This window comes from Nocardioides sp., assembly GCF_031397825.1.
Classification (GTDB): Bacteria; Actinomycetota; Actinomycetes; order Propionibacteriales; family Nocardioidaceae; genus Nocardioides.
This window is the reverse complement of the sequence record NZ_JANNML010000041.1, coordinates 20692-41714: the sequence shown is the minus strand read 5'-3', so window position 1 is coordinate 41714 and position 21023 is coordinate 20692. Positions and strand designations below refer to the sequence as shown.

The 21023-nt window shown below is 71.2% G+C and carries 21 protein-coding genes; 9 read left to right on the top strand and 12 right to left on the bottom strand.

Annotated features, from left to right (window positions below; genetic code table 11):
* The first annotated feature begins 1 nt into the window (after position 1).
* From RMN98_RS03195 to RMN98_RS03175, 5 genes are all read left to right on the top strand, one after another.
* On the top strand, positions 2–172 hold the full coding sequence (locus tag RMN98_RS03195; RefSeq protein WP_309647359.1) for a flagellar biosynthetic protein FliR: 171 nt from the start codon (positions 2–4) through the stop codon (positions 170–172).
* Entirely contained in the window at positions 169–1305 is a 1137-nt protein-coding gene (locus RMN98_RS03190; RefSeq protein ID WP_309647358.1) for an EscU/YscU/HrcU family type III secretion system export apparatus switch protein, read from the top strand. Before RMN98_RS03195 ends, RMN98_RS03190 begins: the two co-directional genes overlap by 4 nt.
* 114 nt (positions 1306–1419) lie before the next feature.
* Positions 1420–3468: a flagellar biosynthesis protein FlhA gene (flhA, locus tag RMN98_RS03185; RefSeq protein WP_309647357.1), complete on the top strand. Its 2049-nt coding sequence runs from the start codon at positions 1420–1422 to the stop codon at positions 3466–3468.
* Positions 3465–3779 (top strand): hypothetical protein, encoded by a 315-nt coding sequence (locus RMN98_RS03180; RefSeq protein WP_309647356.1) that lies wholly within the window; start codon positions 3465–3467, stop codon positions 3777–3779. The genes flhA and RMN98_RS03180 overlap by 4 nt, the downstream gene beginning before the upstream one ends.
* A 258-nt stretch (positions 3780–4037) precedes the next feature.
* Positions 4038–4592 (top strand): hypothetical protein, encoded by a 555-nt coding sequence (locus RMN98_RS03175; protein ID WP_309647355.1) that lies wholly within the window; start codon positions 4038–4040, stop codon positions 4590–4592.
* A gap of 31 nt (positions 4593–4623) precedes the next feature.
* On the opposite strand, the gene RMN98_RS03170 is transcribed toward RMN98_RS03175, so the two are convergent.
* Both RMN98_RS03170 and RMN98_RS03165 read right to left on the bottom strand, forming a co-directional pair.
* Entirely contained in the window at positions 4624–5184 is a 561-nt protein-coding gene (locus RMN98_RS03170) for an AAA family ATPase (RefSeq protein ID WP_309647354.1), read from the bottom strand.
* A 29-nt stretch (positions 5185–5213) separates the two neighbouring features.
* The gene (locus RMN98_RS03165; protein WP_309647353.1) at positions 5214–6557 is read right to left on the bottom strand and encodes an HNH endonuclease; all 1344 of its coding nucleotides are present in this window, start codon (positions 6555–6557) and stop codon (positions 5214–5216) included.
* 257 nt (positions 6558–6814) lie between these two features.
* Between RMN98_RS03165 and RMN98_RS03160 the strand changes: the two genes are divergently transcribed.
* Entirely contained in the window at positions 6815–7885 is a 1071-nt protein-coding gene (locus RMN98_RS03160; RefSeq protein ID WP_309647352.1) for a PAS domain-containing sensor histidine kinase, read from the top strand.
* A gap of 140 nt (positions 7886–8025) precedes the next feature.
* On the opposite strand, the gene RMN98_RS03155 is transcribed toward RMN98_RS03160, so the two are convergent.
* The 4 genes from RMN98_RS03155 to pdxH are packed head-to-tail and all read right to left on the bottom strand — an operon-like array spanning position 8026 to position 12921.
* On the bottom strand, positions 8026–9888 hold the full coding sequence (locus tag RMN98_RS03155) for an ABC transporter ATP-binding protein (protein WP_309647351.1): 1863 nt from the start codon (positions 9886–9888) through the stop codon (positions 8026–8028).
* Positions 9885–11618 carry an ABC transporter ATP-binding protein gene (locus tag RMN98_RS03150; RefSeq protein ID WP_309647350.1) on the bottom strand — a complete coding sequence of 578 codons (1734 nt, stop codon included), beginning with the start codon at positions 11616–11618 and terminating at the stop codon, positions 9885–9887. Before RMN98_RS03150 ends, RMN98_RS03155 begins: the two co-directional genes overlap by 4 nt.
* Positions 11618–12211, bottom strand: coding sequence for a helix-turn-helix domain-containing protein (locus RMN98_RS03145; RefSeq protein WP_309647349.1), 594 nt, complete (start codon positions 12209–12211; stop codon positions 11618–11620). Before RMN98_RS03145 ends, RMN98_RS03150 begins: the two co-directional genes overlap by 1 nt.
* Positions 12212–12264: 53 nt before the next feature.
* Positions 12265–12921, bottom strand: coding sequence for a pyridoxamine 5'-phosphate oxidase (gene pdxH, locus RMN98_RS03140; protein ID WP_309647348.1), 657 nt, complete (start codon positions 12919–12921; stop codon positions 12265–12267).
* 78 nt (positions 12922–12999) lie between these two features.
* On the opposite strand from pdxH, the gene RMN98_RS03135 reads away from it, so the two are divergent.
* Together RMN98_RS03135 and RMN98_RS03130 are read left to right on the top strand one after the other, a co-directional pair.
* On the top strand, positions 13000–14103 hold the full coding sequence (locus RMN98_RS03135) for a citrate synthase 2 (RefSeq protein WP_309647347.1): 1104 nt from the start codon (positions 13000–13002) through the stop codon (positions 14101–14103).
* On the top strand, positions 14091–14657 hold the full coding sequence (locus tag RMN98_RS03130; protein WP_309647346.1) for a GNAT family N-acetyltransferase: 567 nt from the start codon (positions 14091–14093) through the stop codon (positions 14655–14657). Before RMN98_RS03135 ends, RMN98_RS03130 begins: the two co-directional genes overlap by 13 nt.
* Before the next feature lie 6 nt (positions 14658–14663).
* Here RMN98_RS03130 and RMN98_RS03125 read toward each other — a convergent pair whose 3' ends face one another.
* The 3 genes from RMN98_RS03125 to RMN98_RS03115 form a co-directional block, all read right to left on the bottom strand.
* Positions 14664–15239: a hypothetical protein gene (locus RMN98_RS03125; RefSeq protein WP_309647345.1), complete on the bottom strand. Its 576-nt coding sequence runs from the start codon at positions 15237–15239 to the stop codon at positions 14664–14666.
* A 95-nt stretch (positions 15240–15334) separates the two neighbouring features.
* Entirely contained in the window at positions 15335–15766 is a 432-nt protein-coding gene (locus RMN98_RS03120; RefSeq protein WP_309647344.1) for a hypothetical protein, read from the bottom strand.
* 182 nt (positions 15767–15948) lie between these two features.
* Positions 15949–16452: a GNAT family N-acetyltransferase gene (locus RMN98_RS03115; protein ID WP_309647343.1), complete on the bottom strand. Its 504-nt coding sequence runs from the start codon at positions 16450–16452 to the stop codon at positions 15949–15951.
* 104 nt (positions 16453–16556) lie between these two features.
* Here RMN98_RS03115 and serC point away from each other — a divergent pair, with 104 nt between their 5' ends.
* Complete coding sequence (gene serC, locus RMN98_RS03110) at positions 16557–17681, top strand: phosphoserine transaminase (RefSeq protein ID WP_309647342.1); 1125 nt, start codon at positions 16557–16559, stop codon at positions 17679–17681.
* Here the strand turns inward: serC and RMN98_RS03105 are convergent.
* Genes RMN98_RS03105 through RMN98_RS03095 form a run of 3 tightly spaced genes read right to left on the bottom strand, consistent with a single transcriptional unit; the run spans position 17668 to position 20976 of the window.
* Positions 17668–18672: a DNA topoisomerase IB gene (locus RMN98_RS03105; RefSeq protein WP_309647341.1), complete on the bottom strand. Its 1005-nt coding sequence runs from the start codon at positions 18670–18672 to the stop codon at positions 17668–17670. The two genes, serC and RMN98_RS03105, sit on opposite strands and share 14 nt — an antisense overlap.
* A gap of 49 nt (positions 18673–18721) precedes the next feature.
* Entirely contained in the window at positions 18722–19726 is a 1005-nt protein-coding gene (locus RMN98_RS03100) for a hypothetical protein (RefSeq protein WP_309647340.1), read from the bottom strand.
* Complete coding sequence (locus tag RMN98_RS03095; RefSeq protein WP_309647339.1) at positions 19723–20976, bottom strand: SAM-dependent methyltransferase; 1254 nt, start codon at positions 20974–20976, stop codon at positions 19723–19725. Before RMN98_RS03095 ends, RMN98_RS03100 begins: the two co-directional genes overlap by 4 nt.
* Positions 20977–21023 lie beyond the last annotated feature (47 nt).

Genomic DNA, 21023 nt, shown 5'->3' with positions numbered 1-21023 from the left:
GATGACCAAGGTCGCCCCGCAGCTCAACGCCATCAACGTGGTGTTCCCGGCCAAGATCGGGCTCACCCTGCTGCTCGTGGGACTGTCGTTCCCGGTGCTGCCCGGCGTCCTCGAGCGCCTGGTGGAGCTGGCGATGGAGGCCACGGCCGCGATGACCGGCGGTACGTCGTGAGCGGCAGCGGCGGGAGCGGCGAGAAGACCGAGAAGCCCACCCCGAAGCGCCAGAAGGAGGCGCGCAAGGAGGGGCAGGTCGCCCGTACCCAGGAGCTCGGTCCCTGGCTGGCGCTGGCCGCGCTGACGCTCGCCGCGCCGCTGCTGCTGGGCCGGGAGCTCGACGCGCTGGCGCTGCTGATGGAGCGCGCCCTGCGTCTGGCCGAAGAGCCGACGGTGGCGCGGGCCGGGGGTCTGTTGCGCGACGCGGGCCAGCACGTGCTCGTCGTGCTCGTCGTCCTCGGTGTGATCGTGATGGTCATCAGCGTCGCCGGCACGGTCGCGCAGGGCGGGTTCTACCTGGCCACCAAGTCGGTCAAGCCGTCGGCCAAGAAGCTCAACCTGATCCAGGGGGCCAAGCGGACCTTCGGGCCGCACGCGCTGTGGGAGGGCGCCAAGATGCTCCTCAAGTGCACCCTCGTCGGACTGCTGGTGTGGGTGGCGGTCAAGGCGACCACGCCGCTGATCGGCACGTTCGTGCCGATGGGGGTGGTGCTCCACGTCGTCACCGAGCAGACCCTGCAGCTGGTGCGCACCGTGGCGGTCGCCGGCATCGTCCTGGCGGTCCTCGACTACGCGATGAACCGGCGACGGACCAACAAGCAGACCAAGATGTCCAAGGAGGACGTCAAGCAGGAGTACAAGCAGGCCGAGGGCGACCCGCTGGTCAAGAGCGCGATCCGGGCGCGGCAGCACGCCGCTGCGCGCAACCGGATGATGAGCGACATCCCGCTCGCCGACGTCGTGCTGACCAACCCCACCCACGTCGCCGTCGCTCTGCGCTACGAGGCCGAGCGCGGGGCGCCGGTCGTGGTCGCCCGCGGGGCAGGCGTGATCGCCGCCCGGATCCGCGAGGTGGCGTCCGAGAACCGCGTCCCCCTCGTGCAGGACGTCCCCCTGGCCCGGTCCCTCTACCGCTCGACCCAGGTAGGGCAGGAGATCCCGGCGGAGCTCTTCGCCGCGGTCGCACACGTGCTCGCGTTCGTCATCAGCCGACGCAACCAGGGGGTCCGCGGTGGTCAGCACCGCTCGCCGCGGCGTGAGGCCGAGCTGCCGTCGGTGCTGCCGGCCGGTCGTCGTCGCCGGGTCGCCTGACCGTTCTCCTCAGGTGGCCACGGGTCGTGCCGATCTGAGCGCTGACGCCAGGACGGTGTCGCTCACGCCAGGGACGGCGTCCCCCTCGTGGCGACCCGGAAGGAACCCCTGGCGATGAAGCGCCTGACGCAGCTCGGCGTCCCCGTGGGCATCGTGATGATCGTCGTGATGCTGGTCGTCCCGCTCCCTGCCGTCGTCCTCGACCTGCTGATCGCCGCCAACATCACCGGCGCGCTGCTGGTCCTGCTCACCGCGATGTACGTCACGCGGCCCCTGGACTTCGCGGCGTTCCCGGCCGTGCTCCTGGTGATGACGCTCTTCCGTCTGGCGCTCAACGTCAGCGCGACCCGGCTGGTGCTGCTCGACGGCTACGCCGGCAAGGTGATCGACACCTTCGGCCACTTCGTCGTCGGCGGCTCGTTGATCGTCGGGCTGATCGTCTTCGTCATCCTGCTCATCATCCAGTTCGTCGTGATCACCAACGGCGCCGGCCGCGTGGCCGAGGTCGGGGCCCGCTTCACCCTCGACGCGATGCCCGGCAAGCAGATGGCCATCGACGCCGACCTCAACTCCGGGCTGATCGACGAGGACCAGGCCCGCAAGCGACGAGCCGAGGTGCACGCCGAGGCCGACTTCTACGGATCGATGGACGGTGCCTCGAAGTTCGTCAAGGGCGACGCGATCGCCGCCATCATCATCACGCTGGTCAACCTGGTCGGTGGCTTCGCGATCGGGATGACGCAGAAGGGCATGAGCCCGGGCGACGCCGTGTCGACCTACAGCCTGCTGACCGTGGGCGACGGCCTGGTCTCGCAGATCCCGGCCCTGCTGCTCTCGGTCGCGACCGGCCTCGTCGTCACGCGCGGCGTCGGCGACCAGGACATGGGCTCCGACATCATCCAGCAGCTCACGGCGCGCCAGCTCCCGCTGCGCATCGCGGGGATCGCCGCGCTCGCGCTGTGCCTGATCCCGGGCCTGCCCAAGATCCCGTTCATCATCACCGGCGGCGTGCTGCTGCTGATCTCGACGCGGGTCGAGCAGGGCTCCGACGAGGCCCCGGAGACCGCGCTCGCCCTGGAGGCGGCCGCCGGCCCGTCCCACGACTCGCCCGAGCACCTTGCCGCCGAGATCCGGGTGGACCCCCTCGGCCTGGAGCTCTCGGCCGACATCATCGACCTCGTCGACACCGGCGCCGGCGGTGACCTGCTGGAGAGGGTCAAGGCGCTGCGGCGCAAGATCGCCACCGAGATCGGCATCGTGATCCCGCCCGTGCGCACCCGCGACAACCTCGAGCTGCCGCTCAACACCTATGTCGTCAAGGTCTTCGGCATCGAGGTCGCCCGCGGCGAGGCACCGCCGGGCACGGTCCTCGCCATCGGTGACCACCTCGGTTCCCTTCCCGGTACGCCGACCCGCGAGCCCGTCTTCGGCCTCGACGCCACCTGGATCGCTGCCGACCTGCGCGGCCAGGCCGAGCTCAGTGGCGCCACCGTCGTCGACCGGTCGGCGGTGATCACGACCCACCTCGCGGAGATCGTGACCGTGCACGCGTCGCGGCTGCTCGGTCGGGAGGACGTCCGGCTGCTGACCGACGTCGTCAAACGCACCCACCCCGTCGTCGTGGACGAGCTGACTCCGGCCCTGCTGAGCCTCGGCGAGGTGCAGCAGGTGCTCCAGGCGCTGCTCGACGAGGGCGTCTCGGTGCGCGACCTGGTCCGGATCTATGAAGCGCTCTCGCTGCGCGCCCCGCACGGCAAGGACCTCGACAGCCTCGTGGAGGCCGCCCGTGCGGCGCTCGGACCGGCGATCGTCGCCCCCCACGTCGTGGACGGCGCCCTGCATGTCATCTCCTTCGAGCCGCAGCTCGAGCAGCGGATCCTCGAGTCGCTGCGGCCCACCGAGAGCGGGCTGACCGTGGTGCTCGACCCGGCCACCGCCCAGGCGGTGCTCGGCTCGCTCTCCCAGCTGCTGGTCGACGCGGAGAACCGCAACATCCGGCCGGTCCTCGTGTGCGCCCCACAGGTGCGCGCCGCCGTGCACCGGATGGTCACCCTGGCGGTCGACCGCCTCCCCGTCCTGTCCTACTCCGAGCTCAACGGCAACGCGCAGATCCGGTCGGTCGGCATCGTGACCGGTGAGCGCATGATGGAGGTGACCGCATGAACCTGCTCTCCCTGCCCGTCCTCGCCGCGGCCGGCGTGCTGGCCTCGCCGGCCCTGTGGCAGACCGCCATGACCGGCGCGGTGCCCTTCGACGTCGCCGTCACCCGCTACCTGGCGGTCGTGGTGGCCACCTGGGTCGCCCTCTCGATGGTCGGCTCGCTGGTGTCGTGGGGCCCGAAGGCCGACGTGCCGGCGTCCGGGTCCGACGTACAGGCTGGGAGCGGGGGGCCTGGAGGCGGGGAGCCACCTGGTCCGGTGATGGGACGACCCGCAGGCGTGGCCTCGGGAGAGACCGCTCCGGCGGACGTGTAGCCGGATCACCTGCGGGTCGGGTAGCTGCTAGGAATTCGCCAGCAGCAGGCCGGGCATTCCTGCCCGACATGGTGCATGGCTGCTAGCGGGCAGCCACCTCACGCGTCCTCAAAGAAATCATTCTTCGGACCACCTCCTTTCCCGTGTGGGTCAACGGTAGGTCGGCGAGGGCGCCGGTTCAAGAGGTTATTCACCGGGCCGGTCCACGAGTAGCCTCAGCCGCACGAACGGAGTCACGGCAACCCGGGAGTCGCGGTGGTGAGGCACGACGGCACGGTGCTGATGCTGCCCGGGCGCGCCTACACCTGCGACATGCCCCTGCTCGCGTGCACGACCCGGGCGCTGCGGGCCACGGGGTGGACGGTGCAACAGACCGCGTGGGACCTGACGGTCCTCCCCGATGAGCCGCGCGTGTTCGTCGAGAAGGCCGCGCAAGCCCTGCACGAGAGGGTGCGTGGACCCGGCCCGGTGGTCGTCGTGGCAAAGTCCCTCGGCACGCTCGCTGCTCACTGGGCTGCCGACCAGGAGTATCCGGCGGTCTGGCTCACCCCCATCCTCAAGGCGGCCGGCCTGCACCCTCTGCCGGACGACGTCGAGGCGCTGGCCGCACGTCTGCGTGACTACCCCGCCGCCAACCTGGTCGTCGGCGGCACCGCGGATGCCCTGTGGGAGCCGGGATTCCGTGGCACCGGGTCGGTCCTCGAGATCGCGGGAGCCGACCACGGCCTGGAAGTCGCCGACCGGGGTGCGACGGCTCGGCACCACGACGACGTCGCGGCCGCAGTCGTCGCGTTCGCGTCGGGGATCTCCTGACCTTCAGCGCGGCGAGACCGAGTGCTGCGATTCAGCCCAGCGACTCGAGGAGCGAGCGGTAGGTCTCGTCGACCTTGCCCTCGGCGCTGGCGATCACGACGGCGGTGGGGCGTTGCACCAGGAGGCGTTCGAGCGCCTCGTGGGACCGGGCCAGGGCCTCGTCCCCGCCGTTCGCCGCCACGATGCCGCGGACCTGGTCGTGCCACGGATCGTCCGTCCCCGTCCCTGCATCCGCCCCACGGCGGTGGAACCGCGCAACCGAGGCCGCCGGTGTGTCCATGAGGAAGCGTTCGACGAGCTGCGCACCGGCCGCGGTCGCGCTCGCCTCGAAGCGCGCCAGCTCGGTGGGGTTCGTCAGCATCTGGGGCAGCACCACGTCGTGGCCGTGTGCGAGGTAGGCCTCGATCATGGCCAGAGCGGCCGGCCGGATGAGTGCACCGGCCCGACCGAAGTCGCTCTCCCAGCCGCCGATGAGGGTGCGGAGGACGTCGATGTCGCAGTTGAGGACGCCGGGGTGGTCAGCGACGTAGAGCCTGGCCAGCGTGGACTTCCCGATGCCGGGCGGTCCGTTGAGGTGCAGGAGGCGGCTCACGTCGAGTGACTCTACGAGTGTGTGCCCGGTCAGGCGATGAGGTCGTAGAGAAGCTGCTCGACCGGTGACGTGGAGACGTCGACGTGGCCGGGTGGGGCTGGGGCTCGGGAGTGGTAGGTGTGACCGGTCGGGGCGGTGGTGGCAACGGTGTGGCGGTGGGTGCGACCCGCGCCGGGCAGGGGCCGTGCTCGCCAGCCGTGGGCCTGCTTGGCGAGGTTGCAGCGGATGCAGAGGCCCTGGGTGTTGGTGACGGTCGTCGGAGCACCGTCGGCCCAGTCGGTCACGTGGTCGGTCTGGGCGATGGGTGCGCCGCACCACGGGGTGCGGCAGAGGTCGTGGTCGCGGCGGGCGATGAACCGCGCGAGGCGCTTCGGCGCGCGTCGGGCCCGTGAGTCCATCGTGACCAGGCACCCGGTGCCGGGGGTGATGTAGAGCCGGCGGACCCAGAGCTGCGCACCGTCCAGGGTGTCGTGGGACAGTGCCTGGTGGGTCAGGGCTCTGGCCCAGGACGCAGCGACGGGGCCGTAGCCGGGCAGGTGGGCTGCCTCATCGGTGGTGGCGAAGAACGCACGGTCGGTCATGACGAGGTCGAGGGTGATGCTGACTGGCTCAGCCGCGCTGGCGCCGGTGACGCGCTCGAACAGGGTGTCCGCCATGACCTGGCCCCGCGACCGTGGGTCACCTGCGGCGCGTGCGAGGTCGGCGACGCGCTTGAGCGCGGCGTAGACGCCCACGCCCTGTTTGACGGGGAGCAGGGCGCCGACCCAGGTCATGGTGTCGGGGGCCGGACGGATGGTCACGTGCCGGTCGGCCTCGGCCTTGGCGGCCCGCTCCACCACGGCGCTGGTGTCGAGCTGCAGGGCGTGCCTGCGGGCGGCCTGCTCGAGGGCACGGGTGCTGAGTGAGGCGGCGTTGCCTCCGGCGCCGCACAGCGCGTGGTCGACGTGTCGACGGTCGGTCTCGTCGAGGCAGTCGGTCTCCTTGACCAGGATCGAGGCACGGTGCTCGCTCAACGCACCGCTCGCCATGAGCCGCAGGGTGTGGGGCATCTGGGTGTGGGGCATCTGGGTGCGCAGCACCCTCGCCACGCTCAGCCAGCGGGCGCCGCGGAACGGTGACTCACGCCGGGCCAGGCCGAGCTGGGCCGCGACGCCCTCGCCGACCCGTCGCGCCGGCACCTGGGCCTCGACCTGGGCCGCGCGCTGGGAGTGGTCGACGTCGACTGCGGCCATTGCCTGCGCGGCGCTGGCGGCGTTCTTCAGCCGCTCGAGGGTGGTGATGAGGCCGATCCGCTCGGCGTCACTCACGTCGCGCGGCAGCGCGGCCAGGGCGGTGGCGACCTGACGAAGTTGAGGGATCCCGAGTTCGAGCATACGTACGATTATATATCCAGGCCGCGACAGTAGGACGAGGGCGAGAGGCACCTGTGGACGACGACGTCATCCCGCTGACGTCGGGTTCCTCGTCGTGGTCGAAGCAGGATGCTCTGCGGAGGTTGAGCTCCGGTGTGGCGGCGACGGCGGCCGCGAGGCTGCAAGACCGAGCCGCCCGAGTCGCCCTGGGGTATCTTCCGGTGAGGGGCGTCTGAAGACGAGGTCAGGTTGTGGGCAAGAACGAGCCGGGACCGTCCGTGCTGCACGCACTCGTCACGCAGGCGCGACTGGCGGTGGCCGCCTGCGACGCCTCCGGAGACCTCATCATGTTCAGCCCAGCCCTGGAACGGATCTTCGGCTGGTCGTTCACACCGTTGACCGAGGCTCAGTTCTTCGACGCCATCCCACTCCTGACCGCCGACGGCAAGACGCCCTTGCCGCCGGAGGACCGCCCTCTGACTCGCGCCCGACACGGTGAGGTCGTCTCGGACGCGGTGGTGGCCGCCGACACCGCCGATGGACGCCGCATCTACCTGCGCTGCAACGCGGCCCCGCTGCGAGACGATGACGGAACCAACCGCGGCGCCGTGCTCCTGGTGCAGGACATCACCCTGGAGACCGCCGGCCGGGTCGAGCAGGAAGAGCTGCGGCACCAGCTGATCGACACCGTGAACCACGAGTTCCGCACCCCCCTGACCAAGCTCATCGGTCACCTGGAGATCCTCGACGACTCATCCGAGGAGTTATCGGCAGGTGCCCAGTGGTCGGTCGAGGTGGCGCAGAATGCCGCGACCGAGCTCAGCGAGCTGGTTCTGCGGGTCTCCGGGTTGGCCGATCTCGGGGCCCACGCGAAGTTGAACCCGACCGACTGCAACGTGGCCGGGCTCCTGCGTGACGTCGCCCGTGAGTTCGCCCCGGTCCTCGCGGCCCGCGCGATCGGCCTCGACGTCGACCTCCCAGATCGCGTCACGACCACCCTGGACTCCGGTGAGATCACCCAGGCCGTCGTGGAGCTGCTCGCCAACGCCGGGCAGTTCGCGCCACCAGGCTCCCGGGTGAGGCTTGAGCTCTGGGTCGGGCCCCAGTCAGTAGAGGTGAGTGTCACCGACCAGGGGGGCGGGATCCCCGCACGAGACCGCGACCGGCTGCTGCAGCCGTTCGAGCGGGGCAGCCACCCCGGGCAGGAGACCAACAGCAGGGGGCTGGGCCTCGCCATCGCCCAGACCATCGCAGCTGCGCACGGAGGGAGCGTCACCCTGCGAGACAACGACCCCACCGGCCTCGTCGCAACCCTCTCCCTGCCGCGCTATCGCCCCACCGATCGCTAGCAGCTGGAGGCCAGAGGCCGCGGGCGATCGGAGAAGCACCCGGTCCTCGGCATGGTGTGGCGATTCGGCCCACCTGACGGCAGACCCGACGAGGGTCAGGGCTGCGCTGAAGCCCAGGCAGGTCGATGGCCGCGCGTCCCTCAGGCCAGCGCCGCCGCGAACTGCGACTGGTAGAGCCGGCTGTAGGCACCACCCGAGGCCAACAGCTCGTCGTGGGTGCCCTGCTCGACGATCGCCCCGTCCTCCATGACCAGGATCAGGTCGGCGTCACGGATCGTGGAGAGCCGGTGCGCGATGACGAACGACGTGCGGTCGCTGCGCAGCGCGCTCATCGCCTGCTGGAGCAGCAGCTCGGTGCGGGTGTCGACCGACGATGTCGCCTCGTCGAGGATCAGCAGCGCCGGGTCGGAGAGGAACGCGCGCGCGATCGTGACGAGCTGGCGCTCACCGGCCGACAGGTTGCCGCCGTCCTCGTCGATGACCGTGTCGTAGCCGTCGGGCAGGGAGTGGACGAAGCGGTCCACGAAGGTCGCGCGAGCGGCCTCGAGGATGTCCTCCTCGGTCGCGTCCGGACGGCCGTAGGCGATGTTGTCGCGGATGGTTCCACCGAAGAGCCAGGCGTCCTGGAGCACCATCCCGATCCGGCCGCGCAGCGCGGCGCGAGGCATCGCGGTGATGTCGGTGCCATCGAGGGTGATCCGGCCGCCGTCGAGCTCGTAGAAGCGCATGACGAGGTTGACCAAGGTGGTCTTGCCGGCGCCCGTCGGGCCGACGATCGCCACCGTCTGCCCGGGTCGCGCGACGAGCGAGAGCCCCTGGATCAAGGGGTTGTCGGCGTCGTAGGAGAACGCGACGTCCTCGAACACCACCTCGCCGTGACCGACGCGCACCTCGGCGGCCACCCCGCCGTCGGGCACCTGCTGGTCGGCGTCGAGCAGCTCGAAGACCCGCTCGGCCGAGGCGACGCCCGACTGGAGCAGGTTCATCATCGACGCGACGGTCGTGAGCGGCTGGGTGAACTGGCGCGTGTACTGCACGAAGGCCTGGACCTCGCCGAGGGACAACGAGCCACCTGCGACGCGAACACCACCGATGACCGCGATGACGACGTAGTTGAGGTTCCCCACGAACATCATCAGCGGCATGATCAGCCCGCTGACGAACTGGGCGCGGAACGACGCCTCGTAGAGCGCGTCGTTCTCCACGCCGAAGGTGCGCTCGACCTCGGGCCGACGCCCGAAGACGGTCACCAGCGCGTGGCCGGAGAAGGTCTCCTCGATGTGCGCGTTGAGCTTGCCCGTGCGGCGCCACTGGGCGATGAACTGGCTCTGCGACCGCTTCATGATGCGGGTGGTGAGGTACATCGAGATCGGCACCGACACCAGCGCGATCAGCGCGAGGGTCGGTGAGATCCAGAACATCATCGACAACACCGCCAGGACGGTCAGGAGCGAGGTGAGCAGCTGGCTCATCGTCTGCTGGAGCGTCTGGCTCACGTTGTCGATGTCGTTGGTGACGCGGCTGAGGAGCTCGCCGCGGGGCTGCCGGTCGAAGTACTCCAACGGCAGCGCGTTGACCTTGTCCTCCACGTCGGAGCGCATCCGGCGCACGGTGCCCTGCACGACGTCGTTGAGCAGGTAGCCCTGGAGCCACCCCAGGACCGAGGCGCCGGTGTAGATCGCCAGCACCCCGAGGAGCACGTCGCGCACGCCGTCGAAGTCGATCGGCTGCTGCGCGAGGTAGCCGTCGAAGATCAGGTCGGTCGCCTCGCCGAGCAGCCGGGGACCCAGGGCCATCAGCGTCACGCTGACCACCGCGAGCACGACGACCGAGATCGCCTTGTGCTTCTCGGGCGCCATCCGCGCGACCATGCGCCTGGCCGACGGGCCGAACGTCATGGCCTTCTGGCCGACCTGGCCACCGGCCATCGGGCCGCGACCGGGACCGCCCGCGGGCGCCTCGATGCGCTCGGTCTCCTTCATCGTGGCCTTGGGGTCGCTCATGCCGCCTCCTCCGCACTGAGCTGGGACGCCACGATCTGCTGGTAGGTCTCGTTGCCGTCCAGGAGCTCCTCGTGGGTGCCCCGGCCGACCACGCGGCCGTCCTCGAGCACCAGGATCAGGTCGGCGTCGCGGATGCTCGAGACCCGCTGCGCGACCAGGACGACGGTCGCGTCGCGGGTCACCGGGGCCAGCGCCGCGCGAAGGCGCGCGTCGGTGGAGAGGTCGAGCGCCGAGAACGCGTCGTCGAAGAGATAGATCTCCGGGCGTCGTACGAGCGCGCGGGCGATGGCCAGGCGCTGGCGCTGGCCACCGCTGACGTTGGTGCCGCCCTGGACGATCGGGGCGTCGAGCCCCTCGGGCATCGCCTCGACGAAGTCGCGCGCCTGCGCGATCTCCAGCGCCGACCACAGCTCCTCGTCGGTGGCGTCGGGCTTGCCGTGACGCAGGTTGGTCGCGACGGTGCCGGAGAAGAGGAAGGCCCTTTGCGGCACGAGGCCGATGCGCGACCAGAGCAGGTCGGGGTCGAGGTCGCGCACGGGGACGCCGTCGACGCGGACCTCGCCGTCGGTGGCGTCGAAGAGCCGCGGCACGAGGTTGACCAACGTGGACTTGCCGGCCCCCGTCGAGCCGATGACCGCGACCGTCTGGCCGGCGTGGACGTCGAAGGACACGTCGCAGAGCACCGGCTGCTCCGCCCCGGGATAGGTGAAGCCGACGCCGTCGAGCTCGAGGCGGCCGCGACCGGTGACGTGGCGCACCGGCGTCGGGGACGGCACGACGGACGAGTCGGTCGCGAGCACCTCGCTGATGCGATCGGCACAGACCGCGGAGCGCGGGATCATCATCAGCATGAACGTCCCCATCATCACCGACATCAGGATCTGCATCAGGTAGCTCAGGAACGCGGTCAGCGCACCGACCTCCATCTGACCGTCGTCGACGCGCTGCCCGCCGTACCAGATCACGGCCACGGAGGAGACGTTCACGACCAGCATGACCAGCGGGAACATGGTGGCCATCCAGCGACCGGCCGTCACGGAGACCTCGGTCAGGTCGTCGTTGGCCCGGGCGAAGCGCGCCGTCTCGTGGGGCTCGCGGACGAAGGCGCGGACGACGCGGATGCCGGTGATCTGCTCGCGCAGCACCCGGTTGACCGCGTCGATGCGCTCCTGGACGAGGCGGAAGCTCGGCACCATCTGGGACACGACGACGCCGACCGACAGGAAGAGGGCGGGCACGACGATCGCGAGCAGCCAGGAGAGGCCGAAGTCCTCGCGCATCGCCATCAGGATCCCGCCGACCATCATGATCGGCACCGAGACCGCCATGGTGCAGGTCATCAGCGCGAGCATCTGCACCTGCTGGACGTCGTTGGTGTTGCGGGTGATCAGCGACGGGGCGCCGAACTGCGCGACCTCGCGGCCGGAGTAGGAGCCGACCTGGTGGAAGACCGCCGCACGCAGGTCGCGGCCGAACGCCATCGCGGTGCGCGCGGAGAACCACACCGCCACGACCGAGCAGAGGATCTGCAGCAGCGAGACGGCGAGCATGACCGCCCCGATGCGCACGATGTAGTCGGTGTCGCCGGTGGCCACGCCGTTGTCGATGATGTCGGCGTTGAGGCTGGGCAGGTAGAGCATCGCGACCGTGGCCACGAGCTGGAGCACCACGATGATCGCGAGCGAGGAGCGGTAGGGCCGCAGGTAGTCGCGGAAGATCTGGAGCAGCATCAGTCGGTCCTCGCGTCGGGTCGGGCGAGGCCGTGCAGGAGCGTGTCGACCACCTGGTCGGGAGTCAGCAGGCGCCCGTCGGCGATCTTCTGGTGACTGCCCGCGAAGGTCAGCAGTCGCAGCACGTGGACGAAGTGGTCGACCGGCACGACGAGCTGGTCGCTGTCGTCACCGACGACGCCGGCGAGGAGCGCCTCGAGCCGCGCGCGCCACGCGTCGGCCTCCTCCGAGTCGTGCAGGTGGTGCGGCGGACCGACCAGCTCGACCTTCTGCATCAGGTCGAACGTCGCGCGGAAGCGCTGCTGGAGCAGGGCGACGAGGTCGACCAGGCGCCCGCGCAGCGACTGGTCGCGGTCGATGCCCTCGATGCGGACGACCACGTCGCCGGGCTCGAAGGCCCGGGCGAGCGCGGCGTCGACCAGCTCGTCCTTGGAGTCGAAGACCCGGAAGATGGTGCCCTCGGCCACGCCGGCGGCCTCGGCGATCTGGCGCGTCGTCACCGCCCGCCCGTGCACGCGCAGCAGGCGCAGCGTGACGTCGGTCAGCTCGGAGCGGCGCTCGTCGGGCGCGAGCGGGCGGGCACGGGGTGGCATGACGTCGAGGTTACGTGAGTGAGCGCTCACTCACAAGCGGGTCACCGCGAGGTTCAGGGAGCCAGCCGCTGGGTCGCCCAGCCGTCCCCGGTGCGGCGGTAGACCAGCCGGTCGTGCAGCCGCCCGGTCCGGCCCTGCCAGAACTCCACGACGTCGGGCCGCACGACGTAGCCACCCCAGCCGTCGGGAACCGGCACCTCCCCCGGGAACCGCCGCTCCGCTTCGTCGTACGACGACTCGAGGGCGCCGCGATCGGCGACCGGCGTCGACTGGCTCGAGGCCCAGGCGCCGAGCTGGGAGCCCCGCGGTCGCGAGGCGAAGTAGGCGGCCACGTCGTCGCGGGGGATCAGGGTGGCCGTGCCCTCCACGCGCACCTGGCGCTCGAGGTCGTGCCACGGGAGGAGCAGCGCGCAGTGGGCGTTGCCGGCGAGCTCGACGCCCTTGCGCGAGCCGAGGTTGGTGAAGAAGCGGAAGCCGTCGGGCCCGATCCCCTTCAGCAGCACGGTCCTGGACGAGGGCCGCCCCTCGGCCGACACCGTCGAGACCACCATCGCGTTGGGCTCGTGGAGCCCGCCGGAGACCGCGTCGGCGAACCAGCGCTGGAACATCGTGACCGGGTCCGCGGCCAGGTCGGCCTCGTCCAGACCGCCCGCGGCGTAGTCGTGGCGCAACGCTGCGAGGTCGTGCTCGTCCTGATTGTCGGCACCCATGTCACGCAATCTAGGCCGTGGGGCAGAATGCCTGCGGCGCGCCCACACCCTCGGGCGCCGGACGAAGGAGTCGCAACCATGACCGAGGTTCACCACGGACTGGAAGGCGTCGTCGCCTTCGAGAGCGAGATCGCCGAGCCCGACAAGGAGGGCTCCGCCCTCCGCTATCGCGGCGTCGACATCGAGGACCTCGTCGGCCGCGTCCCCTTCGAGAACGTCTGGGGCCTGCTGATCGACGGCTCCTACGACCCGGGCCTCCCGCCCGCCGAGCCCTACAACCTGCCGGTCCACACCGGTGACGTCCGCGTCGACGTCCAGGCCGCGGTCGCGATGCTCGCGCCGGCCTTCGGCTTCGGCCAGACCTACGACATCACCGACGAGCAGGCCCGCCAGGACCTCAGCCGCGTCGCCGTGATGGTGCTCTCCTACGCCGCCCAGTCGGCGCGCGGCCTGCAGCAGCCGGTCGTCCCGCAGAAGCTCGTCGACGAGGGCTCCACGCTCGCGGAGAAGTTCCTGATCCGCTGGAAGGGCGAGGCCGACCCCAAGCACGTGCACGCGATCGACGCCTACTGGTCGTCGGCCGCCGAGCACGGCATGAACGCCTCGACCTTCACGGCCCGCGTCATCACCTCCACCGGCGCCGACGTGGCCGCCGCCTTCTCGGGCGCGATCGGCGCGATGAGCGGCCCGCTGCACGGCGGCGCCCCCTCCCGCGTGCTCGGCATGATCAGCGACGTCGAGGAGTCCGGCGACGCCTCGGCCTACGTCAAGGGCCTGCTCGACCGGGGCGAGCGCCTCATGGGCTTCGGCCACCGCGTCTACCGCGCCGAGGACCCGCGTGCCCGCGTGCTCCGCCGCACGGCGAAGGAGCTCAACGCCCCGCGCTACGCCGTGGCCGAGGCGCTCGAGCAGGCAGCGCTGGCCGAGCTGCGCGAGCGTCGTCCCGACCGCGTGCTCGAGACCAACGTGGAGTTCTGGGCCGCCATCGTCCTCGACTTCGCCGAGGTGCCGCCGCACATGTTCACCTCGATGTTCACGTGTGCGCGCACCGGTGGCTGGTCGGCGCACATCCTCGAGCAGAAGCGCACCGGTCGCCTGATCCGCCCCTCGGCGATCTACACCGGCCCCGCCGCCCGCAAGGCCGACGAGGTCGACGGCTGGAAGGCCGAGTGGGCCGGCTGAGCCTGCACGAGCTGCACTCCGAGCGTCTGGTGCTCGTCCCGTTCGCGGACGCGCACCGGGCGCTCGTCGTCTCCCTCAACAGCGACCCCGACGTCATGCGGTTCATCCGCGGGCGCGCCGCGACGCCCGAGGAGACGCTGGCCGAGTGGGACGTCCGCACGTCGGCCCAGACCGACGAGGCACGGGGGCTGGGCTACTGGATCGGCCGCGTCGACGGCACGTTCGTCGGGTGGTGGTCGGCCAGCTCGTTCGCCGACGACGCCTCGCGCTCGGGGCTGGGCTACCGGCTGCGTCGGGGCGCGTGGGGCCACGGCCTCGCGACCGAGGGCGCCCGACTGCTGCGCGACCATGCATTCGCGACACCCGGCGTCGAGACCGTCGTCGCCTCGACGATGGCCGTCAACACCGCCTCGCGGGCCGTGCTCGAGAAGATCGGGCTGCGGCACACCGACACCTGGGTGCGGCAGTGGGACGAGCCCGTCGACGGGTGGGAGCAGGGCGACGTGGGCTACGAGCTCACGCGCGGTGCGTGGCAGGACCTGACGGGCACCTAGCGGGACCTAGCGCCGCAACCGTCCGTCGTACCAGCTGGTGTTGCCCCAGCCGCCGCGCCGCGACAGCGAGACGTGCAGGTGGTCGCGGTGGCGCAGGGTCCTGCTGCACTTCTTCTTCGTGCGGCACGACGAGGAGAGGTAGGGCTCGGGTCGGAAGCCGTCCCAGGCGCTGTACATCCGGTCGTTCCAGATCACGTACATGACGCCCATCCGTCGCGCCCAGGCGTCGGTGTTGCCGACGTGGTCCGTGCGCCGGACCCGCTCGAGGAAGCGCGCCGCGCGGGCCCGGTCGCGCGCCTTGGCAGCGTCGAGGCGCCAGTCGAAGGCGCGGCCCTCCTGGTGCTCCGACGTGCTGTCGCTGCAGCGGCGCGAGATCGAGCCGAAGCCACCGCCGTAGTGGCGCACCATCCAGCGCCCCAGGTAGACCGTGCCGGGCTTGGCCTTCGGCGAGCAGGTCGTCTGCGGTGCATAGGACGCGTAGCCCTCGATCGGTCGGGCGTGGGCGGCGGCCGGCACCAGGGTTGCGACGAGGGCGGCGACCGTGGTGAGCAAGGCCGCCAGGGGCAGGTGGTTCCGAGACATCCGCAGAACCTACGTCGGCCACGGCAACCTGTCAGGCGAACCCCGTGAGGTTCATCCGTTCGGCCATCCCCGGCATCCCCGGCATCGCTGGGACGTCAGGCGACGGCGACGGCGTCGACCAGCCGCAGACCGGGACGCAGCAGCGGCTGCGTGCCGTTGAAGAGCTCGAATCGGAAGAAGCCGGCACCCCCACGCATCACGCCCGACATGGTGAAGGGCTCGCGACCGACCTCGCGGTCACCGTCGTGCCTCACCAGGGAGGCCGAGGCGACGAACCACGCCGTCTGTCCGACGACGCGGACCCAGGTGTCCTGGACGTCCCAGCCGACGACGAAGGGGTGCTCGAGCACCTCCGCCAGCAGGAGGGTGAGCTCGGCGGTGCCGTTCGCCTGCTCGAGCAGGTCCTCCCCGAAGATCGCACCGTCGGGGACGAAGCAGGCGACCGCGCCGTCCAGGTCACGCGCTCGCAGGCAGCCCTCGAGCCGTCCGAGGGTGTCGATGAGGAGCTGGTGAGGGTCGGTGAGCATGGTGTGGAGCCTTTCCCGGGGAAGATGGGTGAGGCGAGTGTGCTCCGCCGACACCCCTTCGTCGGGCACCTTCACGTGGACCCGACGCAGGGGTCTAGACCGCTCCGGGCGTACGACGGGGCCGCGCGAGGTGGGCGGCGCGCCCCGCGGGGAGATGTCGTGGCCGACGACGAAGCTGCGCGTCAGCCGAGCGCCTTCGCCAGGCAGCGGTTCATCGGGGAGTCGCGGTAGTGCCCGAATCCGGGCACGGTGACGTAGCCGGACGACTCGTAGAGCGCGATCGCCTCCGGCTGCGCGCTCCCGGTCTCGAGCACCATCGCCCGGGCGCCGGCCGCGCGGGCGGTCTCCTCGAGCCGCGCGAGCACGGCGCGCGCGTGCCCCGCGCCGCGGGCGAGGGGCACGACGTACATCCGCTTGATCTCGCACGTCTCGGTGGTGCCGAAGGCCTCGACCGAGGAGCGCCGCCAGGCACCGGTCGCCACGGGCTCGTCACCGACGTAGCCGACCAGGAAGGTGCCGTGCGGCGGGTCGAACATGAGGGGGTCGACCGGTGACTCGTCGCGCCCGCCGTAGCGCACGACGTACTCCTCCTGGACCTGCTCGATCAGCCGCGTGGCGTCGGGATGGCCGTAGCCGACCTGCTCGAGCCGCAGCGTGCTGCTCTCGGTGACAGGGTGCGTGTTCACAGGAGGCCTCCGGTTGATCCCGCTCGCAATCGTGCTGACACACTAGAGGGACCTCTGACAGCGTCGTCAGCGCCCACCACCGACTCCACTCGGAAGGTTGCCTCGTGTCCGACGCACTCCAGATCCCCGCCGACCTCCTGCCCGCCGACGGTCGTTTCGGCGCGGGACCGTCGAAGATCCAGACCGGTCACCTCGACGCCCTCGCGGCGACCGGCGCGTCCCTCATGGGCACCTCCCACCGCCAGGCACCGGTCCGCGACACCGTCGGCCGGGTGCGCGAGGGGCTCGCTGCCCTGTTCTCGCTGCCCGACGGCTACGAGGTCGTGCTCGGCAACGGCGGCGCCACCGCCTTCTGGGACATCGCGACCTACGGCCTGATCCGAGACAAGAGCCAACACCTGACGTTCGGTGAGTTCTCCTCCAAGTTCGCCTCCTGCGCCACGGCCGCCCCGTGGCTCCAGGACCCGACCGTCATCTCCAGCGACCCGGGCTCGCGACCCGACCCGGTCGCCGAGGACGGCGTCGACGTCTACGCCTGGGCCCACAACGAGACCTCGACGGCCGTCATGGCACCTGTCCTCCGACCGGCCGGCACGTCCGCCGATGACGCCCTCGTGCTTGTCGACGCGACCTCGGGGGCTGGCGGCCTGCCGCTCGACGCCAGCCAGGTGGACTGCTACTACTTCGCCCCCCAGAAGTGCTTCGCGTCCGACGGGGGCCTCTGGCTCGCGCTGATGTCGCCGGCCGCGCTCGAGCGTGCCGCCGAGATCGCCGGCTCGGGTCGGCACGTCCCGGCGTTCTTCGACCTGCCGACCGCGATCGACAACTCCAGCAAGAACCAGACCTACAACACCCCGTCGGTCGCGACGCTCTTCCTGATGGCCGAGCAGCTGGACTGGATGAACGCCCAGGGCGGTCTGGCCGGCATGGTCGAGCGCACCACGGCCTCGTCCGACGCGCTCTACGGCTGGGCGGAGCGGACCAGCTGGGCGACGCCGTACGTCGTGGATCCCAGCCACCGCTCGCTGGTCATCGGCACCATCGACTTCGACGAGTCGATCGACGCCGCCGCGGTCGCTGCAACCCTGCGCGCCAACGGGATCGTGGACACCGAGCCCTACCGCAAGCTGGGGCGCAACCAGCTGCGCATCGCGATGTACCCCGCGGTCGACCCGTCCGACGTCGAGGCCCTCACGGCCTGCATCGACTACGTCGTCACTGCGTCCTGATCAACCGGAGGGTCGCGCGCTCGAGCGCGGCCTGACGGGCGTCGGTCGTCTCATAGGTACGTCGGGTGGTCGCGCGGATCGTGCGGCCCTCCTCGTAGGCCTCGACCACGCGCGGGTCGACGTAGGACGACCGCGCCAGCGTCGGGGTGTTGCCGAGGAACTCCGAGACCTCCTTCATGGCCCCGGAGACCGCGCGCTTGCGTGATGCCTGGGTCTCCCCCGGCTCCTCGGTCTCGGCGAGCGCGGCCGCCGCGAGCACGGTCGCGTGCCAGGTCCGGAAGTCCTTGGCCGTCGCCTCGAGGCCGGTGCTCTCGCGGACGTAGTCGTTGACCAGGTCGGGCAGCACCGACCGCCATGACCGCTGGTCCTGGTAGGCCAGCAGCCGCAGGTCCTTGCCGCGCCGGCGGCGCATGATGTCGACCGCCTCGATCACGGTGGCGTCGTCGATCTCGATGCGGTGGTCGACACCGGACTTGCCGACGAAGCTGAAGACCAGCACGTCCTGGTGCCGCTTCACGTGGCGCCGCTCGAGCGTCGTCAGCCCGAAGCTGCCGTGGGTGTCGGCGTAGACGTCGTTGCCGATGCGGAAGTAGCCCAGGTCCAGCAGCCGCACGGCGACCGCGCACGCGCGCTGCATCGGCATGCCCTCGCGACCGAGGTCGGTGAGCACCAGCTCACGGGCCTTGACCAGGGCCTTGCCGAACTCCAGCATCCGGTCGAACTTCTCGGCGTCACGGCGCTCGCGCCAGGCCGGGTGGTAGAGGTACTGCCGCCGGCCGGCCTCGTCGGTGCCGACGGCCTGGAGGTGCCCGTTGTCGTGCGGGGTGATCCACACGTCCTGCCACGCGGGTGGGATCACCAGGTCGCGCACCCGCTGCGCGTGCTCGTCGGGCAGCCGGGCACCGTCTCCGTCGAGGTAGACGAACCCGCGGCCGGCACGGCGACGGGTCCAGCCGGGCTGGTCGGGCGACGTACGGCGCAGGCGGGGCACCCGGCGACCCTAGGGCCGATCGCCCCGCGCGCGGATCACCCCGATGGGTCTAACGGCGGCGCAGCGAGAACATCAGCACCACGATCGCCCCGAGCCCGAGCCAGCCGGTGAGGAACCACGGCCAGAACGGGCGGTCCGTCGACGTGGTCTCGGGCAGCTCCACGCCCTCGCGGCTCTGGATCCCCGGGAAGGGCGCCTCCGACTCGCTGGCCGGCGGAGCCGTGACGGCCTGCGGGGAGACGACCTTGCGCACCAGCGCCGGCAGCGTCACGTGGAGGACAGCGGTGAACTGCCCCTCGGTGCTGACGAAGACCTCTCCGTCGCGGTCGACCGCCAGCCCCTCGCCCTGGTCCTGCTCGGGCAGCTCGAGCTCGGCGACCGGCTCCAGCGAGGGGAACGCGTAGACGACCGCGCGACCGTAGTCGCGCAGCACCAGGTGCTTGCCGTCGGGGAAGAAGGCGCCGTCGGTGGCGATGGAGAGCACCGGCCCCACCGGCTCGAGCCGGGTGACCCGGTCGCTCCTCAGCTGCTGCGGTGCGGCGTAGAGGGTGCCGCCGAAGATCTCCTTGGACGCGACGTAGACCCGCTTGGTGACCGGGTGCACCAGCAGCGTCTCGGCGTCGCGGGGACCTCCGCGGTAGGTCAGCTCGAAGGTCTCCGCCTCGAGCGACCGGTCGCTGCGCTGCACCGGGACCCGCAGCACCGAGACCGAGTCTCGCTCCCCGGCGTTGTCGCCGATGTCGCCGACCAGGACCTCGTCGCGGTCCCAGGGCGCCAGCGCCTCGACGTCCGTGGCCTCGCCCCAGCTGGAGACACCGACGGTGTCGCCGCCGTCGTCGTTGGCGGCGACCGCGAAGAGCCGGCCCTCGTCACCGGAGTCGTTGACGGTGACGAAGAGCCCGTCGGGCATCACGACCAGGCCGCTGGACTCCACGATCCGCTCGTCGGTGAAGGCGAACTCCACCTCGCGCTCCTGCGCCGGCACCGAGGCCGCCCCCAGCGCGAAGGGCACCACCATCGCGCCCGTCAGCAGCCGCTCGAGCAGGAGCATCATCGCTCAGGCTGCGCCACTGATGGGGCCACTGATGGGGCCACTGGTGGGGCCAACAGCTCGGCCAGCTTGGGGGTGATCCCCCACGTGGAGACGAGGGCGTCGTACTCGTCGCGGACGCCGCCACCCTTGACCGGCCCGCCCGACCGCACGGCGCGCAGCAGCGTGTTGCGCGGCGTGTGCTTGCTCTCGACGAACTGCATGACGTCGACCCGATAGCCCTGCGTGCGCATGAGCGTGGCCCGTAGGCCGTCGGTCATCGTGTCGGCCAGCCGCTCGCGCAGGATGCCGTGGCGCGTGAGCATGGCGTAGGGCGCGGGCGTCGGCACCCTGCGCATCTGGGCCGCGATGTCGTGGTGGCAGCACGGGGCCGCCAGCACCAGGCTCGCCTGCCACCCCACCGCCCGGGCGAGGGCCTCGTCGGTCGCCGTGTCGCAGGCGTGCAGGGCGAGCACGACCTCCGGTGCTTCCTCGAGCTCGACGCCGGTGATGGAGCCCACCACGAAGTGCGCGGACACCCCCAGCCCGGCGGCGATCGCGTTGTTGTGGTCGCGCGACTGCTCGCGCACGTCGACCCCCGTCAGCCGGACGGGCATCCCCCGGACCTCGGTGAGGAAGCGCTCCGCGGCGAAGGTGAGGTAGGCGTTGCCGCACCCCAGGTCGGCGATCCGCAGCGGGTCCACCGCCGTGGGACGACGCAGGTGGCCCTTGCCGATGGCGTCGGCGACCGACGAGTCCAGCAGCCGGAGGAACTCCTCGACCTGGCGGTACTTCGCCTGGCGGCTGGGCTTCATCCGGCCGTCGGCGTCACTGAGCCCCAGCGCCACGAAGACCGGGTCGTCCTCGCGCAGGAGCCGGTCCTTGTCGCGGTCGTGGCCGCGGTCGGCCTCGACGGCCTCGGCGCGCGACGTCGTGTGGACCAACGCCTCGAGCTTCTTGGTGACCCGCACCTGGTGGCTCTCGGTGGTGGTCTCGACGTGCCAGTTGCCGAAGGGCTCGTCGAGCAGGCCGTCGACGGCGTCGCGGGCCTCGTCACCGACGGCGTGGTTGGACGTGTGCGCCTGGGTGTCGTCGTAGGCCACGACCTGCAGGTGCGGCCCGGTCTTCAGGTCGACGTAGCGCAGCTCGACACGGCGCCAGCGAGGCACGTCCTGGCCCTTCTGGCGACCCGACGCCACGGCCCGGACGAAGGACTCGGGCTCGAGCACGTGGGAGCGCATCCGGGTCAGCACGCGCAGCAGGGGCTCGCTCACCGGCTCACCACCGACGCGACGACGACGAGCAGGAGCAGGCCCACCAG

What these genes read in the sequence shown, in the direction of transcription:
- RMN98_RS03195 (WP_309647359.1), top strand. Translation starts at nt 2, where the DNA reads ATGACCAAGGTCGCCCCGCAGCTCAACGCCATCAACGTGGTGTTCCCG.
- flhA (WP_309647357.1), top strand. Translation starts at nt 1,420, where the DNA reads ATGAAGCGCCTGACGCAGCTCGGCGTCCCCGTGGGCATCGTGATGATC.
- RMN98_RS03180 (WP_309647356.1), top strand. Translation starts at nt 3,465, where the DNA reads ATGAACCTGCTCTCCCTGCCCGTCCTCGCCGCGGCCGGCGTGCTGGCC.
- RMN98_RS03165 (WP_309647353.1), bottom strand. Translation starts at nt 6,557, where the DNA reads ATGCTCGAACTCGGGATCCCTCAACTTCGTCAGGTCGCCACCGCCCTG.
- RMN98_RS03155 (WP_309647351.1), bottom strand. Translation starts at nt 9,888, where the DNA reads ATGAGCGACCCCAAGGCCACGATGAAGGAGACCGAGCGCATCGAGGCG.
- RMN98_RS03150 (WP_309647350.1), bottom strand. Translation starts at nt 11,618, where the DNA reads ATGCTGCTCCAGATCTTCCGCGACTACCTGCGGCCCTACCGCTCCTCG.
- RMN98_RS03145 (WP_309647349.1), bottom strand. Translation starts at nt 12,211, where the DNA reads ATGCCACCCCGTGCCCGCCCGCTCGCGCCCGACGAGCGCCGCTCCGAG.
- pdxH (WP_309647348.1), bottom strand. Translation starts at nt 12,921, where the DNA reads ATGGGTGCCGACAATCAGGACGAGCACGACCTCGCAGCGTTGCGCCAC.
- RMN98_RS03135 (WP_309647347.1), top strand. Translation starts at nt 13,000, where the DNA reads ATGACCGAGGTTCACCACGGACTGGAAGGCGTCGTCGCCTTCGAGAGC.
- RMN98_RS03125 (WP_309647345.1), bottom strand. Translation starts at nt 15,239, where the DNA reads ATGTCTCGGAACCACCTGCCCCTGGCGGCCTTGCTCACCACGGTCGCC.
- RMN98_RS03120 (WP_309647344.1), bottom strand. Translation starts at nt 15,766, where the DNA reads ATGCTCACCGACCCTCACCAGCTCCTCATCGACACCCTCGGACGGCTC.
- RMN98_RS03100 (WP_309647340.1), bottom strand. Translation starts at nt 19,726, where the DNA reads ATGATGCTCCTGCTCGAGCGGCTGCTGACGGGCGCGATGGTGGTGCCC.